Genomic DNA, 14,443 nt, shown 5'->3' with positions numbered 1-14,443 from the left:
ATTAAGCTGCCTGCACAAGAATCGTGCAGCAGCTTACGGGGTTATTTTCATCCATGTTCTCTATACTGATCAATAACTTGAACGGCTTCTTCCAAAGACCCCACACTAATGACCTGCATACTGCTGCCTATAGCCTTTGCTTTATGAGCTGCTTCCTCGTAATTAGCCGCCGGAGCCAAGAACAGCTTGGCCCCTTTCTCTTCAGCCGTTACGATTTTGTATGCGATACCACCTATTGGACCTACTTCCCCATTCGGGTTAATCGTACCCGTTCCAGCAATGACCAGCCCTCTAGTCAATTCCTTATCACTAAGGAGATCTACAGATTGCAGAGCAAACATCAGCCCTGCGGAGGGTCCTCCAATTGCTCCAGCATCTATTGAAATAAGGAGGCTGCTGTCATTAGGCTGCAGGGTTCGAAGCTCCGTCAACTGCACATTGCCTAGAGCTTCTGGCAAGTGGCTTACCGTCATAGGCTGCACAATCTTTCCAAGCTCCACATTCATATCAAGAAGAGCATCTGATCGTCTGACAGTTATTGCGAGCATATCCCCCGTCTTGTTACCTTGCAGAGATTCAGCCAGCTCCTCCAAGCTAGCAATAGGATTCCCCTCGACCATTTCAATGGAATCACCCGCCTGCAGACTAGTACCAGAATTATCCATGCTCACATCTGACACTGCTACGAATTGGGCTAACGAACGATATGGAATGCCTACGTATCGATAGGCTGCTTCTATTGCATTATTTTGCGAGCCTGTCATAATGACTGTCATTCGCTCCATATACTCTTCTTCCGAGTATCCTCGCAATATATCATCCTTACGATAAGCACCCATGTTCGAATTCCAGGAAGAACGCAGCACCTGCCAATAATTCGTTGTGCTCAGCTTGACCGTCGTCAGCATGAATGCTCCTTCATCTGCTCCCTGCTCTCCGGCTCCGGTGCTTGATTCAGCTTGGCCATCCTCCAATCCTATCGATACCATTGGCTCCGTTGGCACCGCAATCCCCGGTTCATAGATAACGAATGGCGTTGGCGCATAGAGCAGTATCCACATGAAAAGCGCAGTAGCCATCGCAATGAGAGTCGTTCGCCTCCAACTATTCTCACGAATATTCCCCTTCACAAGTTCACCCCCTAGCCTCAAATAAATAAGACAAACCAAGCGCTCCATTCGCAGGGCGTTACGGTTTGCCTCTTAACAACATTCCTTACATAGATACGACTTGGTCTATCCCTTGCCCTGAGAGCGTACATTTAATAATGACAGGTTTGTCCAAAAATATAATGCGATACTATTGGAGTTGATCCGCATATGACACGAACGGTTCTACTAGGCCTCATCTCAATCCTACTTGTGGCTACAATTATTAGGCAGCCGGATGAAGCTTTTCAAGCTTCGCTGCAAGGACTGACCATATGGTGGAACATTGTGTTTCCCGGCCTGCTGCCATTTCTCGTCCTATTCGAGATTATTTCAGCATTCGGCCTAGTCCATGGGATCGGCGTCCTTCTTCGGCCTATTATGCGTGTATTGTTCAGACTGCCTGGAGAGGCTGCGCTTCCACTACTGTTCGGCTGGATGTCAGGATTCCAGGCTGGAGCTGAAGGAACGGCAGCACTTCGCCGAGAAGGAATACTCACCAGGCATGAAGGTCAACGACTGCTCGCCCTTTCGCATATGCCGAACCCTCTATTCATGCTCGTCATTATCGGAGCAGGCTTCATGCATAAGCCTGAGCTAGGTATCTACATCGCAGGAGTTGTGTGGCTCTCTGCTCTGTGGACCGCTGGCCTGATGAGACTCCTGCGAAGACGTGAGAGCGCTGGTTCCAAGGAGAACGTAATAGTAGTGAAAAGTGCAGGAACAAGCCTTATTAGTACGGCCGCAGCAGCAGTAACCGAGAGCCGAGAACGGGACGGCCGCAGCTTCGGCAACGTACTCGGAGACGCTGTCAGCTCTACTGTACAGAAGCTTCTCGTGATCGGCGGGTTTATGATATTCGCCGCTGTTGTCGCCAGGCTGGCTCAGCCATTAGTAATCACCTTACTGCCGAGTGGCACATTCGATATGGTGCTGCCCGCCCTACTTGAGAGCCATATCGGTGCTTATGCAGCTGCCATATGGCAAGCACCAGGACTCCAGAGCGCCATGAATGCGGCAGCAGTTGCAGCTATTCTCGCTTGGAGCGGACTAAGTGCGATTCTACAAACCGGCTATACCATTCAGAGCACGGACATGAAGCTGCTTCCTTTTATCGGGGCAAGACTGCTCCACTCCCTGCATGCAGCTGCATTTGCCTTATTGCTATGGAAGCCAGCACAAGACGCTATGGCGCTCGTCCCCGCTCGTTTCTTCGGGACTACACCAGCCATGCTGCCAGAACGGGAGCCTGCATTCACTCCAGCTATCCCGACTTCCATGACAGCTGTGGATCTGCCATCTTTATGGCCGTATGCCATAACAGCTGCAGCTCTTCTGACATTCGTACTAATTGCACTGGGCTTGCTGATGAAGCTGCCTAATCGTCCACGAATGGTGCCCCTGGGCAAAAAATAACCGAATTATTTCTTCGATGTATATTTCTCAACAAGCCTTTGTTCGATGACAGACGGAACGAGCTCCTTGACTTCACCATGGAACTGAGCAATTTCTTTGACAATGCTGGAGCTTAAATAAGAATATTTGGGATTCGTCATCATAAATATCGTATCGATCTCGTTGTCCAGCAGATTGTTCGTGGATGCCAGAGTCAGCTCATACTCGAAATCCGTTACTGACCGGATGCCGCGGACAATCACACTAGCTTGGCGGGACTTCATGAAGCGGACAAGCAAATCCCGGAAGCTGTCCACCACTACATTCGGGATGTCACTTGTAATTTCACGAAGCATTTCCTTGCGCTCTTCTACAGTGAACAGTGGGTTCTTACTCGTATTGTTGAGCACCGCTACAATTAATTGATCGAATTGCTTAGCCGATCGGCGAATAATATCTAGATGACCGTATGTAGGTGGATCAAAGCTACCAGGATATACCGCTATGCGCAATTTTTCATTCGTCTGCATCGTTGTTTCCTCCATCGCTGTCATTAGGCATATACCTGTAGATTGTTACGGCTGTATCACCGTATTTGGTTTTTCTTAGCTGTATAAAATGCCTCATATGCTCCGGGTACTCATGTGCTGCGTCATGTTCAACAACAATAATGGCACCGCTCTCCAGCATAGAATGCTCGGCCATACTCTCGATCAATTGATCCATCTCAATCATCCGGTATGGCGGATCAAGAAATACGAGCGAGAAAGCGATTCCGCGTTTCTCCAGAAGCTTCAACGCGCGATCCGCATCGTTACGGTATATTTCCGCATGCCGCCCCATCCCAGCGGCTTCGGTATTTAGACGGATAATGTCGATACTTGTTTTTTCCCGGTCGATAAAGATCGTCTTCTCGATGCCTCTGCTCCAAGCTTCAATACCGAGTCCACCGGTGCCAGCGAACAAATCCAGCGCCGTGCCTCCCTCGAAGAACGGCCCGATCATGCTGAATATCGCTTCCTTCACTTTATCTGTAGTAGGCCTCGTATTCATGCCGGGAACCGCCTTCAGCGTGCGGCCTTTCGCCGCTCCCGCAATGACTCTCACTGCAAACTGCCCCCTTCATATCTGACTGTCCCGCCTATCGTACCATACTTTCCCTTTGATGAAAAAGCCGCCTTTTTTGCAATGTTCAGATGCCTTTATGATTTTTTTTGGAGCTAGAGGTATATTCCCCCACAAACCGGACAAGATAATGTCATCGGCGTCGGAAGATGTCGTAGACAACCGCGGAGAAGACTTACGTTTCCCCATAAGCTCTTCGTCCGGTTTCTCCTCTCCCATGAAAGAGCGTCCCGAAAGGGACGCTCGATTTTTTGTGTTTAATCCCTTATATATCAGGCATTTTCGATAAAAATAAATTGCCCAAAATTACAGTAAGCAAAGAGTCAGTACGGACGTTTGGTGCTGACCTCAGATTAGATTGGGATAATGCCCCATTGCACTAATTGTATTTTAAAAGACTCCACCAGCTAATTGGGAGGCCACTGAAGAACTTACGTTTTTAATTTGTTAAAGATTTGTTTTAATCAAAAAGGCGATATTTCGTTCACATTGGAACGGGATATCGCCTTTCTTTTTATTCTTTTACTTTGAATCTTTCATGAGTGTAATGATTCGCTTGAGATTAACAGAAAATATGGCCATGGCACCTTGCATTTGCATGCCAACAAGACCCGAGGACGATGCAACATCATACCCGTGTCTATGTTTGAGTTCACTATTTTTCGCTTCAATTTTATAACGTTCTTTCGATTTCTCTTTAAAATCATCGCTATTTTGAAATGTCTCATGTTCCTTATGTTCGGTCGATTTGATGGTTACAGAATAGGTTTTACTTTTCGCTCCTTCTTTATAACACCCATCTTTCATTGGGCATACTTTGCATTTTTCAATATCAAACATGTAGGTATTCTTTTGGTTTTTATTCATACCTTTCTTACCTGTGCGCGCTCTTTGAATCGCCATATGTCCAGCTTTACAAACGTACATACCTGCATCTTTATTAAACTCAAATTCATCTTCTTGTTTACGAGTTCCTTGTGTGATATTAGGGTTTAATTTTGACACTAATTGTAATTCGTTGTGATTGGCATACTGAATATTATCTTTTTCAGAATAGGCTGTATCTCCAATGACGGTATCAATCTTCATACCTGTGTCACGACTTTTTTCAAAGAGAGTTTGAAGTTGTTTTCCATCGTTTTTCTCACCGGTCGTAATCACCGCAGCTGTAATGATTCGTTCTTCATTCATAGCAAGATGTGTTTTGTAGCCAAAGAACGAGGAGTCTGCCGTTTTGTGACCTATGCGTGCATCTGGATCATTGCTGAGTTGAAGGTGCTCATGGTGATCAGCTAAGATTTCTTTTAAGTAGTTCAGTTTTTCTTTCACCTTTGGGTATTCACGGAGGGATTCTTCTTTTTCCACCGCATCTATAACTTTTTGGCAATAGTCCATTTCATCGGACAATTCGTTCGTCGTTGTTTTCGGTGGGAATTTACCCTTCATTTTTTCATCGATCTCGTAAACGGATTTTCTCAACAACTTAGACTTTTGCATTAATATTTCTTTTGGTGATAGCATTGCGACCGTTATCGAGGCAATATTTATTTTGTAATTCTTCATGGATAAAAGAAAAATCAACGAGGTCATTAATTTGACGGAGCATATTATCTTTAGGTACGACTATATCGTAAATTCCCATATACGGGCTAAGGTTAAGAGTTTGTTGGTTTGAAATCATCCGAGACACCACCTAGAATTATTACAGCCATTATACAGCAAAACAGGATACCCTTCCTCGTAAAAATCGAGGAAGGGTATCCTGTTCATAAGTTATGGACTTTTTCAGTGGCCTCGCTAATTGGGGGTCACCCCCTTGCTTGTGGAGTCTTTTTTTTGTTGATTCTAGCCATATAACACAGTCACATCTACTCACTCATATTCGCTCCATATACACAGATCTACAAGCTTTCTCAGTCGAGTCCGTAATGGCAGCTTGTCGGACATCCATTTACTGCTCTTCTCCTGCTTCTCCATATCAATCAACAATTGCAGATAGCTTTCCATATCAGGCAATTTGCTTGTGTCCACCTTATCCGGATTATTCCGAATGAACCTCAAATTGTGTTTAGCAGCTTTTCCAGCAGCACAGGCTTCCGCAACCAACTGATCTCTTAACATCATACGACCTCCCATTAAGATAATCTGCTCACACCAGCAATTGGAAACATATGATTCTACTATAATACTTATATACCCGATATGTTCAGCAATGATTCAATATTTCCTATTATATTCCTGTAAATATACAAATAATAACTTCCTCGAGCCTCCCATTAGCCAAACGTTAGCATCTATAGTACACTTATGTAACTAAGCAACTCGAGGAGCGTAATCGAATGTCCATCAGTCTGGGAATGCCTTATATAAACCGTGTCCAAAAAGATATCGCTGAGCTTCAGCAGCGAATAAGTGACGCTCGGAAGAAAGAGACACAATTAAAAGAGCTTATAGCCAGCATCGAGAAACGATTAGCTAAGCATACTTCGGATGCAACGTTGAAAAGCAAACAGCTGCAGGTTAGTCGTCATCGTGTAGAGCTACAGACCGTAACAACTAATCTAATGAACTTGACCAAGCAGCTTTCTACGAAAACAGCTGAGCTTGCCACATACAAACAACAAACCGAGCAAAAGCAACAATAGATTCATCCAAGTTGGATACAGGATTACATGCAAGAGGAGCCTGCGAGCAATCGCAGGCTCTTCTTCTTTTTTTACTAGTTGAAGCTGAATCCCCTAAACATCATCACTAAAGTCATTCGCAATTTATGACTATAGTCAATGTCCTCCACACAGCTTATGTTATATAGTAACAATAACAAGCATTTCAAGGGGATGTACATGAATGGAAAATATGATCCAATACGCCATACCTGCATTATTCATGTTGTTTATTTTTATCGCCGCTTTAAGCGGTCGATCGGGTTCCAACCGTTCAACCCGAGACGCCTCAAGTTTCGGATCGGTCTATTCTCGTTCATCGGATCAGCTCTGTTAGCAGCAGGTTTTGTTCACCCTGCTCTATTCGGTGCAGATGCTCTCGGGCTCGCTTGTGGAGCTGTTATTGCTTATTATGCGATTAAGCACAGCAAGTTCGAGCAGCGTGTAGACCAGCTGTACTACCGAACTCATATCGGCATTGAGACGTTTGTAGTAGCTCTATTCACAGGCCGAGTAGCCTATCACTTCGTGGTTCTATTCTCAACAGGGGAATCGAGTAATGACCCTTCACAAATGCAGCAATTCGCTAATGATCCTTGGACTGCAATCACCTTTTTTCTAATCATCGCTTATTATATCGGTTACTACACCTTCGTCCTTCGTCATACGTCGAAGCCATCAGCCCACGAGCTCCATAATCTAACAGCAATTGTCCCCCGAGTTTATGAAGAATGCCATCCTTGTCTAATCCTCCCTGCCCATTTTCTAGTGGGCAAGTATCCATACTCAGCCCCCTAGCATAAGCTACAAGCAAGAAATGGATCAGGAGGAATGCATATATGGCATTCGTACCAAACGTACTTGGTCAGCCTCCATACCCTTACCCGTATCCATACCCCTATCCCTATCCGTATCCCCAGTTTTACCCTGATGTATTACCACTGCCTATACCCTTCCCTATCGGCGGCGGCTTCGGACCTGGCTTTCACGGTGGATTCCCTGGTGGACCAGCCTTTCACGGAGGCTTCCATGGCGGTGGGTTTCATGGAGGCGGCGGACATCGGCTATTACCAGCAGCGCTGCCTTGTTCCAGACCATAACAGAAGCATAGAGGAAGGATGCCCCCGCATTCTTTCTCTTTTTTGCTGCTCCATCTACAACCAACTATATGAACAAAAAGGAGCATTCCGATGCCGGAATACCGTATTATCGTTGATTTGTCCGACCGTATGCTGCATTTGCTCGATGTCAACACAGTCGTCAGATCCTTTCCTGTGGGAATAGGTACGATGATGACACAAACACCTACGGGAGAATACACGATTGTGAACAAGCAAGAAAATCCTGGAGGTCCCTTCGGAGCTTTCTGGATGGGCTTGTCCAGACCGCATTATGGCATTCATGGCACGAATGATCCTGCTTCGATCGGGCACCTTGTCTCCCTTGGCTGCATTCGGATGTATAACGAGGATGTTCTCGCCCTGTCTAGGCTGGTACCAATTCATACAAGAGTGACTATTCGCAACTAATCAGCTATCGGTATACGATTGAATCAATGAGCGAAAGGCATGTTATCGTTTCTTTTGAATAAATTCCTTTCAAGGGCTTAACGATGTGTCCGCTCATTAATTAGGGAACCTCGCCGATCATTCCTATCTATCATGATTACAATTGCCACCGCATTCTCATCGTTAGCCTTGTTGGATTTTGCTATTCTCGGGGTAATCATTACGTATGATTAGACGCGAATAATCGAATGAATAAGGAGATGACAAGCGATGGAAACGTTCGGAAGAGGCTGTCTGTATATCATTATTGGTATTGGCGTTATGCTGGCGCTTGCTTTTATTGTAGGAGGCACCATTACCATTCCGTGGTTTATTCTCATCCCGCTCATTATTCTGGCATTCTGGGCTGCCTCACGCAGAAAATAAGTAAATCCCTACGCTTCTATGAGAAAAACATGCGGCAGACTCTTCTAACGTGCTGCCGCTTGTTCATCGTATTGTGACGGTGTACGTTGCCTGCTCCCAAGCTGTTTGCACACCGAGCTGCGCTGCCAGCTCTCTTATCGTCACATAACCGGTTCGCAGGACGAGCTGACTGGCAAGCTCTGTGCCGTTCACCGTTACGTTAGTGCCCGTCCAACCGATTGCTGCTCCCAAGGATTCGCCCAAAGCCCTGGCAGGAACCCACACTGTCCCCGCCATATAATAGCCGCTAGACACGACTAATCCGTCCATTAGAATAGGAACGCTTCTGGCATCCTTTAAGACGCCTGTTGGCTGCTGCGGCAGCGGCAAGCTATCATATTGCTTCAGGTTATAGCGATTAATGATCGTCATCAGCTTGCTCGCATACGCTGGATCTGTTGCGTAGCCGCACGCCAACAGCATCTGTGCTTGAAGCTCTGCTGTCCCTGCAGTACGAACCCGAGCGTATCGTGAACTCGCAAACAGCAGCTCCTGATCTTTGTAGAAGTGGTAAACACTGCTATATACACGAAAGGCGGCTCTTGCATCCACGCTTCTGCCGTCTATATACTCCCATGTTCCTTTATTAATCGCTTCGCCTGGCCAATACTTATTCGGACTGCCTCCGCCTACTTTTATCCCTCCTAGGTTATACCAGGAATGAATAACTCCACCTGTTTCAAGTACAGCTTGAGCAAGCCGTACAGAGGGCAGAATGGAGGAGCCTTCCTCACGAATACGAACAACAGTTGGCGCAAGTGCCCTTAAGAATTCATCTCTTGTCATACTCACCCTTATACCCGCCTCCCTTTCGCCACCACATTCTGAATAACACTTCCATATTCTACAGCAACATCAAGCCATCTTCTCTTCAGGATGATGCTCAGCTCTTGCTTCTCCCGGAGCACTAACGAATGATCTGCCCTCCACAGCCTACTGATTGCTTGCTCGATCTCCTGAACAGAGTAAGGATTGAAGTGTACAAAAGAATCCATTCCTTTCACGAGCTCCTCTGTTACAGCAATACGACTCACGGCCGTTGGCGTATCCATCGTCAAGGACTCTAGAATAGGGAATGGCAGGCTGCCCTCGAATAACGTAGGTACGATTGTTCCTTTGGCGTAACGGTACAAGCTCGGCAAGTGATTGGAGCTGACTCTTCCAAGAAACCGAATCTGGCTGCTCCATTTGGAATGACGGTTGCTATTGATAATATTTGCTATATCAGCCCCCATAGGGTGACTATTCAGATGATCCGTGAATACCAGCTGAAGATTGGATTGCCTGCCTTCAGCAGACTGCATGAAGTTAAGATACGCCATAGACAGACGCTCATGATTTTTGTGATAACGTATGGCTGATGGAAAAATAATATAAGGACCTAGCAGCTGATATTTCTGCCGCAACAGGCCCTCACTCATCACACCGAAGGACTGGAATTCCTCGACAGGCGCCGAAGGACGAATAAGGACGGTCTTCTCCTGTGGCAATCCAAGCACCTTGAATCCATCATGCTGGCGGATATGCTCTGAATTAAATACGACTACCGCTGCCTTTTGGCACATCCGGGGGGCAAGCTGATCTAGATGATTACAAAATTCCGGAGCCTTGCTTCGGTACAAAGCACTCATCTCTGAATGCCTGTATATTAAATCATGGAGGCATAGAATATACGGTTTGTCTAATTGCAGTGCTGCATCTAGGCTGACCGACGGTATAATCCATACATCCACTCTTGCTTGCTGATTCAGATTTGCTAGATTCGTATACACCTTAATTTGGAGGTTGCCTTGGTATTTGTTGCTCATAGGTTGAAGCACAGATTGCACTTCAGCTTGATTGCTAGGTTGAACGGCAACGGTAATCCGGTAGGAAAGATTCGATAGCATTCCTTCAATTAAGCGGAAGAAGTATCTTCCAATACCTTCTTGATCGAAGGATGTTGTACTCTGGTAACCCCAAAACACGCCGATTGATATCATAACGTCCTCCTTGCTGCACTATCCCATATTCGTTATGTTTGAGCTTATGCTCCGCCCGCCATGTCCTACTCTGCCGAGAACGTTTATATACAGCGTATTGCATTATCGCCAAAACGTACCTTTCCCAACTAGGCAATCGTCGCTTTTCATCATAAATAGACATACTGCTAACAGAACAATATCCCCTTACTCAGATGCAAAAAAAAGATACACAGCTGCGGCCCTCTTGCACCGTCAACTGCATATCTCTCTATGATTACTGATATTACAGCCATTCATTTAATTGATAGAATCGGACCGTATTCTGATAAAGAGTCTCGAAGACCTCATCCTCCGGCAATTGCTTGAGCAGTGCAATATGCTTCACAACATCAATCGCCATAGCTGGCTCTGTGCTGCGACCCGCATATTCCCCCTCGAAAGGCCAAGGACCATCTGTCTCAGCCATCATGAGCTCAAGCGGGTACCGTCTGACGAGGGATTGAATTTCTTCCTCATAAGCGACATCCGGTGTTATCGAGATCATATAGCCGTTAGCAGCCATCCTTGCTATAACCTCTTCATCACCTTTGAACCAATGAAAGTGAGCAGCTCTAACCTTATGGAGCTCCAATAAGTCGCATGCTTTAGCAGCATCCTCATATACAGCATGAAGCACCAGAGGCCGGTTCAGCTCTGAGGATAGTGCTGCGAACCGGTCTAGCAGCTTCATATAGGGGGCTTCATTGAATTCACTGCCTGTTGATTCCGCTTCCTGTCTTGAATAATACGGTAATCCAACTTCCCCAATCGCGAACTTCTCCTTCGCCTGATGCCGGCTTCTTATCCACGCGAACAACCGATCAAGCTCAGCCTCATCAGGCAGTGGCTGTTCGGGGTGAAATCCATAAGCCGGATGCACTTTGCCTGGATATTGCATCGCAAGCTCGCGGTTTATGATGCAGGATTCCTCATGCTTCGATACTGCTATTAGGGCGACAACCTCACTATCCTCTGCGAAGGAGCGGGTAAGCAATGTATTTCTCTCCAGCTCCTCATATAGATCAAGATGGATATGGGCATCAATTACACGGTTATTGGCCATCGAGTTCACTCCCTCCCTTCCACACGAGGATGAAGCTGTTCATAAATATGCTGTTTCAGCTCATTGAACCTCGGATCCAGCCACAGCATATTGCTGCGCGGCCTTTCGAATGGAACGATTATTTCCTCCAAAATGACTGCTGGCGCGGCGGATAAGACGATAATCCGATCCGACAACGTCAGCGCTTCTTCAATACTATGAGTCACGAACAGTACGGATCTGCGATTCTCCTCCCAGATCGCCATCAACCATTGCTGCATTTGCTGTCTCGTCAGCGCATCAAGTGCCCCGAACGGTTCATCCAGCAGCATTAGTGCCTTAGGTGCCAGCAATGCGCGAAGGAATGAGACTCGCTGCTGCATTCCCCCTGATAGAAGATGAGGATATTCATCCGCATATTCTATCAGGCCTATCCGCTGCAGCCAATCGAGAGCGGACAATCTTGCTTCCTTCCGTCCTACGCCTGCTATTTGCAGAGCCAGCTCAATATTCGCCGATACGGTGCGCCATGGCATAAGCGAGGCCTGCTGAGGCATATAGGAAATATGACCGCGTGCTCCTGTCGTATTCTTTCCATTAATCCAGATCTCACCTTCTGTAGGCTGCTCAAGCCCCCCAATAATCTGGAACAGCGTTGTTTTGCCACTGCCGGAAGGGCCAATGATCGAGACAAACTCTCCATCAGCGACTGACAGCCTGATGCCGCAAAGCACTTCTTTCCATGCAGCTCCTCTGCCGAACTGCTTCACTACTTCCTTCAGCTCCAATGCTGAGGGACCACGATTTCTGCTATCCTGATGCATCACACTTTCTTCCCTTCCTTCAGCGGTCTCCAGCGCACGACGAGCCTCTCTATCAAGGAGAGGATACCGAATATAGTTAAACTTAAAGCTACAATGAGGAACACTGCTGCGAACACACTTGCTGGCTTATACCCTTTGGATGAGAGCAGCATGAAATGTCCAAGCCCCTTCTGAGCACCAATCCACTCGGCAACGACGCTACTAAGTACGGCATAGGAGCCGGCGATTTTGAGTCCTGAGAATAGATGCGTCACCGTATTCGGAAGCTCAAGTCGCCAGAAGAGCTGCCATCTTGTTGCACCGATCATGGACATATAATTGCGCAGAGAAGGCTCTGTATCACGAAGGCCTGACAGCATAGCTACTGATATGGGAAAGAAACAGACCAGCCACACTAGAATAAGCTTAGGCAGGATGCCATAACCAAGCCAAATCGTCAGCAATGGGCCGATTGCAACAATTGGCACATTCTGCGATAAGACTAGCAGCGGATAGAATGCGGTACGCGTACCAGGGATTAGATGCAGCAAAGCGGCGAGCACAAAGCCCGCCGCTGCACCTCCTACGAAACCAAGCAATGTCAATTGCATAGTTGCCAGTGTATGCTCCATCAGCCGCGGCCATACTTGAACAGCTTCCTGGATAATAGTAAGCGGTGAAGGTAGCATCCATTCGGGGATGCCACCTATATCGACAGCTGCCTGCCATATGATGAATAGAGCGGCCAGTACAGCTATCGGCGGCCATATGCTATACAGGCGTATACGATTATTGCCCATCAGGGTATTTCTCCAGCAGCCTGTCCATAGAAGCACCTTTTGCTGGATTATAATATACTTTTACTTGCGATATAATCGACGGACAGCCCATCTCTGTCATCGCTTCATTCATCTGCTGTACAATATCGAACAGCTGTCCAATCTCGCCTTCCATCGTCGTCTCCAGTGGAGCAACCCGGTATGGAACACCTGACGCTTGTATAATCTCAATCGCACGGTCAACGAATGGAATAACACTCGTACCGTCCGGTGTCGTTGGAATGATCTGTATACTTACTAGTGCATTCGCCATTCTCATATCCCCTTAGACATTCATTATTATGGTTGTGGTAAAAACTCATTCGTGAAGGCTTGATCAGCTTCAAGCTCCTGCTCCAGCAGCTTATGCTCGAACATCCAATTCGCGTAATTCTCCCATACTTCCAGCTTCTGCTCGCCCCAACGCGGCGCATCATCTGTATATTTAGGACTTAACCACTTCTGGCTGGCACGAACGAGCTCGGCATTCAGATCCGGCTCAGCCTTAATCAGCAATTCTGCCGCATCCTCCGGATTTGCAACAGCATATTCATATCCTGCTGCTGCTCCTGCAACGAACGCTTGGACAATCTCAGGCTTATCGGCAATCATTTGCTCGCTTGTTGTAAGTACAGGTGTATAATAGTCCAGTTTGTCACTGTAATCGGTCAAATAAACCATATTGATCGGCTCGCCCCGAAGCTCTGCTTCCACGCCAGTCCATGCATAATAGATCCATGCGAAATCAATGTCGCGCTTCACAGCTGAGAAAAAGTCGGTGTCGCCAATACTTATCAGATTGACTTTGGATACATCCGCCTGCTCCTCTTGCATAATGGAAGCAATGACGGCCTCTTCTACAGGAGCTCCCCAGCCGCCGTATGTTTTTCCTTCGAATTTCTTCGGAGAATCAATACCCTTGTCCACCGGCGATGCGAATCCAGATGTATTATGCTGAATTACGGCAGCAATAGATACGATTGGAACGCCGGCAATACGAGCCATCGTAAGGGATTCCTGATAGCCGACACCGAACTCTGCGCCGCCAGAGGCAACCATTTTGTCCGCTCCATCTTGTCCTGGCTGAATAATCTCAATATCCAACCCCTGCTCCTTGAAGAAGCCTTGGTCACGAGCTACGTACAGACCTGTGTGGTTCGTATTGGGTGTCCAATCCAGAACCACCTTCACCTTCGTTAATGGCGTACCAGATTCAGAGCTCTCTGGTGCATGATTGGTAGAGCCACAGCCTGCAATGAAGATAACGATAGTCATAATGGCGATAGCTAGCCTCCACGGCTTGGTGCTCCTGTTGTTCCAAATCTTCTTCATCTTTCTCTCTCCCTCTCCGCTGTTAATGACCTGAAGTTCCTTCCTGTTATCTGAATAGGCTGCCCTATTCAACCAAAAAAGGCGCCCTCCTGGAATGGAGGACGCCTACTATAGGCATGTTCGACAAGTCTGCTTCTCGTG

At 46.9% G+C, this 14,443-nt stretch carries 17 protein-coding genes and 1 pseudogene; 6 read left to right on the top strand and 12 right to left on the bottom strand.

The annotated features are described in order from the left end of the window. Positions 1–47 precede the first annotated feature (47 nt). Positions 48–1,130, bottom strand: coding sequence for a YlbL family protein (locus AC6ESP_RS04130; protein ID WP_497095420.1), 1,083 nt, complete (start codon positions 1,128–1,130; stop codon positions 48–50). Between the two features lie 189 nt (positions 1,131–1,319). Here AC6ESP_RS04130 and AC6ESP_RS04125 point away from each other — a divergent pair, with 189 nt between their 5' ends. Continuing rightward, positions 1,320–2,564 carry a nucleoside recognition domain-containing protein gene (locus AC6ESP_RS04125; protein WP_497095419.1) on the top strand — a complete coding sequence of 415 codons (1,245 nt, stop codon included), beginning with the start codon at positions 1,320–1,322 and terminating at the stop codon, positions 2,562–2,564. 5 nt (positions 2,565–2,569) lie between these two features. Here AC6ESP_RS04125 and coaD read toward each other — a convergent pair whose 3' ends face one another. The 4 genes and pseudogenes from coaD to AC6ESP_RS04105 all read right to left on the bottom strand — a co-directional run bounded on the left by coaD (position 2,570) and on the right by AC6ESP_RS04105 (position 5,789). Then, the gene (gene coaD / locus AC6ESP_RS04120) at positions 2,570–3,073 is read right to left on the bottom strand and encodes a pantetheine-phosphate adenylyltransferase (protein WP_497095418.1); all 504 of its coding nucleotides are present in this window, start codon (positions 3,071–3,073) and stop codon (positions 2,570–2,572) included. Then, a complete protein-coding gene (gene rsmD / locus AC6ESP_RS04115; protein ID WP_497095417.1) occupies positions 3,060–3,650 on the bottom strand; it encodes a 16S rRNA (guanine(966)-N(2))-methyltransferase RsmD in 591 nt (196 codons plus the stop codon). The genes coaD and rsmD overlap by 14 nt, the downstream gene beginning before the upstream one ends. 540 nt (positions 3,651–4,190) lie before the next feature. Continuing rightward, positions 4,191–5,349: pseudogene (locus AC6ESP_RS04110) on the bottom strand (transposase). 191 nt (positions 5,350–5,540) lie between these two features. Next, the gene (locus AC6ESP_RS04105) at positions 5,541–5,789 is read right to left on the bottom strand and encodes a hypothetical protein (RefSeq protein ID WP_497095416.1); all 249 of its coding nucleotides are present in this window, start codon (positions 5,787–5,789) and stop codon (positions 5,541–5,543) included. Positions 5,790–6,007: 218 nt separating this feature from the next. Here AC6ESP_RS04105 and AC6ESP_RS04100 point away from each other — a divergent pair, with 218 nt between their 5' ends. The 5 genes from AC6ESP_RS04100 (at position 6,008) to AC6ESP_RS04080 (ending at position 8,265) form a co-directional block, all read left to right on the top strand. Then, entirely contained in the window at positions 6,008–6,313 is a 306-nt protein-coding gene (locus AC6ESP_RS04100) for a hypothetical protein (RefSeq protein WP_497095415.1), read from the top strand. A gap of 198 nt (positions 6,314–6,511) precedes the next feature. Continuing rightward, a complete protein-coding gene (locus tag AC6ESP_RS04095; RefSeq protein ID WP_497095414.1) occupies positions 6,512–7,129 on the top strand; it encodes a CcdC protein domain-containing protein in 618 nt (205 codons plus the stop codon). Positions 7,130–7,170: 41 nt separating this feature from the next. Further along, the gene (locus AC6ESP_RS04090) at positions 7,171–7,431 is read left to right on the top strand and encodes a hypothetical protein (protein ID WP_497095413.1); all 261 of its coding nucleotides are present in this window, start codon (positions 7,171–7,173) and stop codon (positions 7,429–7,431) included. Positions 7,432–7,521: 90 nt separating this feature from the next. Then, positions 7,522–7,860, top strand: coding sequence for a L,D-transpeptidase (locus tag AC6ESP_RS04085; RefSeq protein ID WP_497095412.1), 339 nt, complete (start codon positions 7,522–7,524; stop codon positions 7,858–7,860). A 249-nt stretch (positions 7,861–8,109) separates the two neighbouring features. Next, entirely contained in the window at positions 8,110–8,265 is a 156-nt protein-coding gene (locus tag AC6ESP_RS04080) for a hypothetical protein (RefSeq protein WP_497095411.1), read from the top strand. Positions 8,266–8,328: 63 nt separating this feature from the next. Here the strand turns inward: AC6ESP_RS04080 and AC6ESP_RS04075 are convergent, their stop codons facing one another. From AC6ESP_RS04075 to AC6ESP_RS04045, 7 genes are all read right to left on the bottom strand, one after another. Continuing rightward, a complete protein-coding gene (locus tag AC6ESP_RS04075; protein ID WP_497095618.1) occupies positions 8,329–9,090 on the bottom strand; it encodes a glucosaminidase domain-containing protein in 762 nt (253 codons plus the stop codon). An 8-nt stretch (positions 9,091–9,098) separates the two neighbouring features. Then, positions 9,099–10,286 (bottom strand): glycosyltransferase, encoded by a 1,188-nt coding sequence (locus AC6ESP_RS04070; RefSeq protein ID WP_497095410.1) that lies wholly within the window; start codon positions 10,284–10,286, stop codon positions 9,099–9,101. A 265-nt stretch (positions 10,287–10,551) separates the two neighbouring features. Then, positions 10,552–11,370 (bottom strand): TatD family hydrolase, encoded by an 819-nt coding sequence (locus AC6ESP_RS04065; protein ID WP_497095409.1) that lies wholly within the window; start codon positions 11,368–11,370, stop codon positions 10,552–10,554. Positions 11,371–11,375: 5 nt separating this feature from the next. Beyond that, positions 11,376–12,173: an ABC transporter ATP-binding protein gene (locus tag AC6ESP_RS04060; RefSeq protein ID WP_497095408.1), complete on the bottom strand. Its 798-nt coding sequence runs from the start codon at positions 12,171–12,173 to the stop codon at positions 11,376–11,378. Next, complete coding sequence (locus AC6ESP_RS04055; protein ID WP_497095407.1) at positions 12,173–12,952, bottom strand: ABC transporter permease; 780 nt, start codon at positions 12,950–12,952, stop codon at positions 12,173–12,175. Before AC6ESP_RS04055 ends, AC6ESP_RS04060 begins: the two co-directional genes overlap by 1 nt. After that, positions 12,942–13,244: a thiamine-binding protein gene (locus AC6ESP_RS04050; RefSeq protein ID WP_497095406.1), complete on the bottom strand. Its 303-nt coding sequence runs from the start codon at positions 13,242–13,244 to the stop codon at positions 12,942–12,944. Before AC6ESP_RS04050 ends, AC6ESP_RS04055 begins: the two co-directional genes overlap by 11 nt. Positions 13,245–13,270: 26 nt before the next feature. Beyond that, positions 13,271–14,302, bottom strand: coding sequence for an ABC transporter substrate-binding protein (locus AC6ESP_RS04045; protein WP_497095405.1), 1,032 nt, complete (start codon positions 14,300–14,302; stop codon positions 13,271–13,273). Between the last annotated feature and the right edge of the window lie 141 nt (positions 14,303–14,443).

It is taken from the genome of Paenibacillus xinjiangensis (assembly GCF_059686975.1).
Note: the sequence above shows the minus strand (reverse complement) of the source record. Positions and strands in the feature narration are given on the sequence as shown.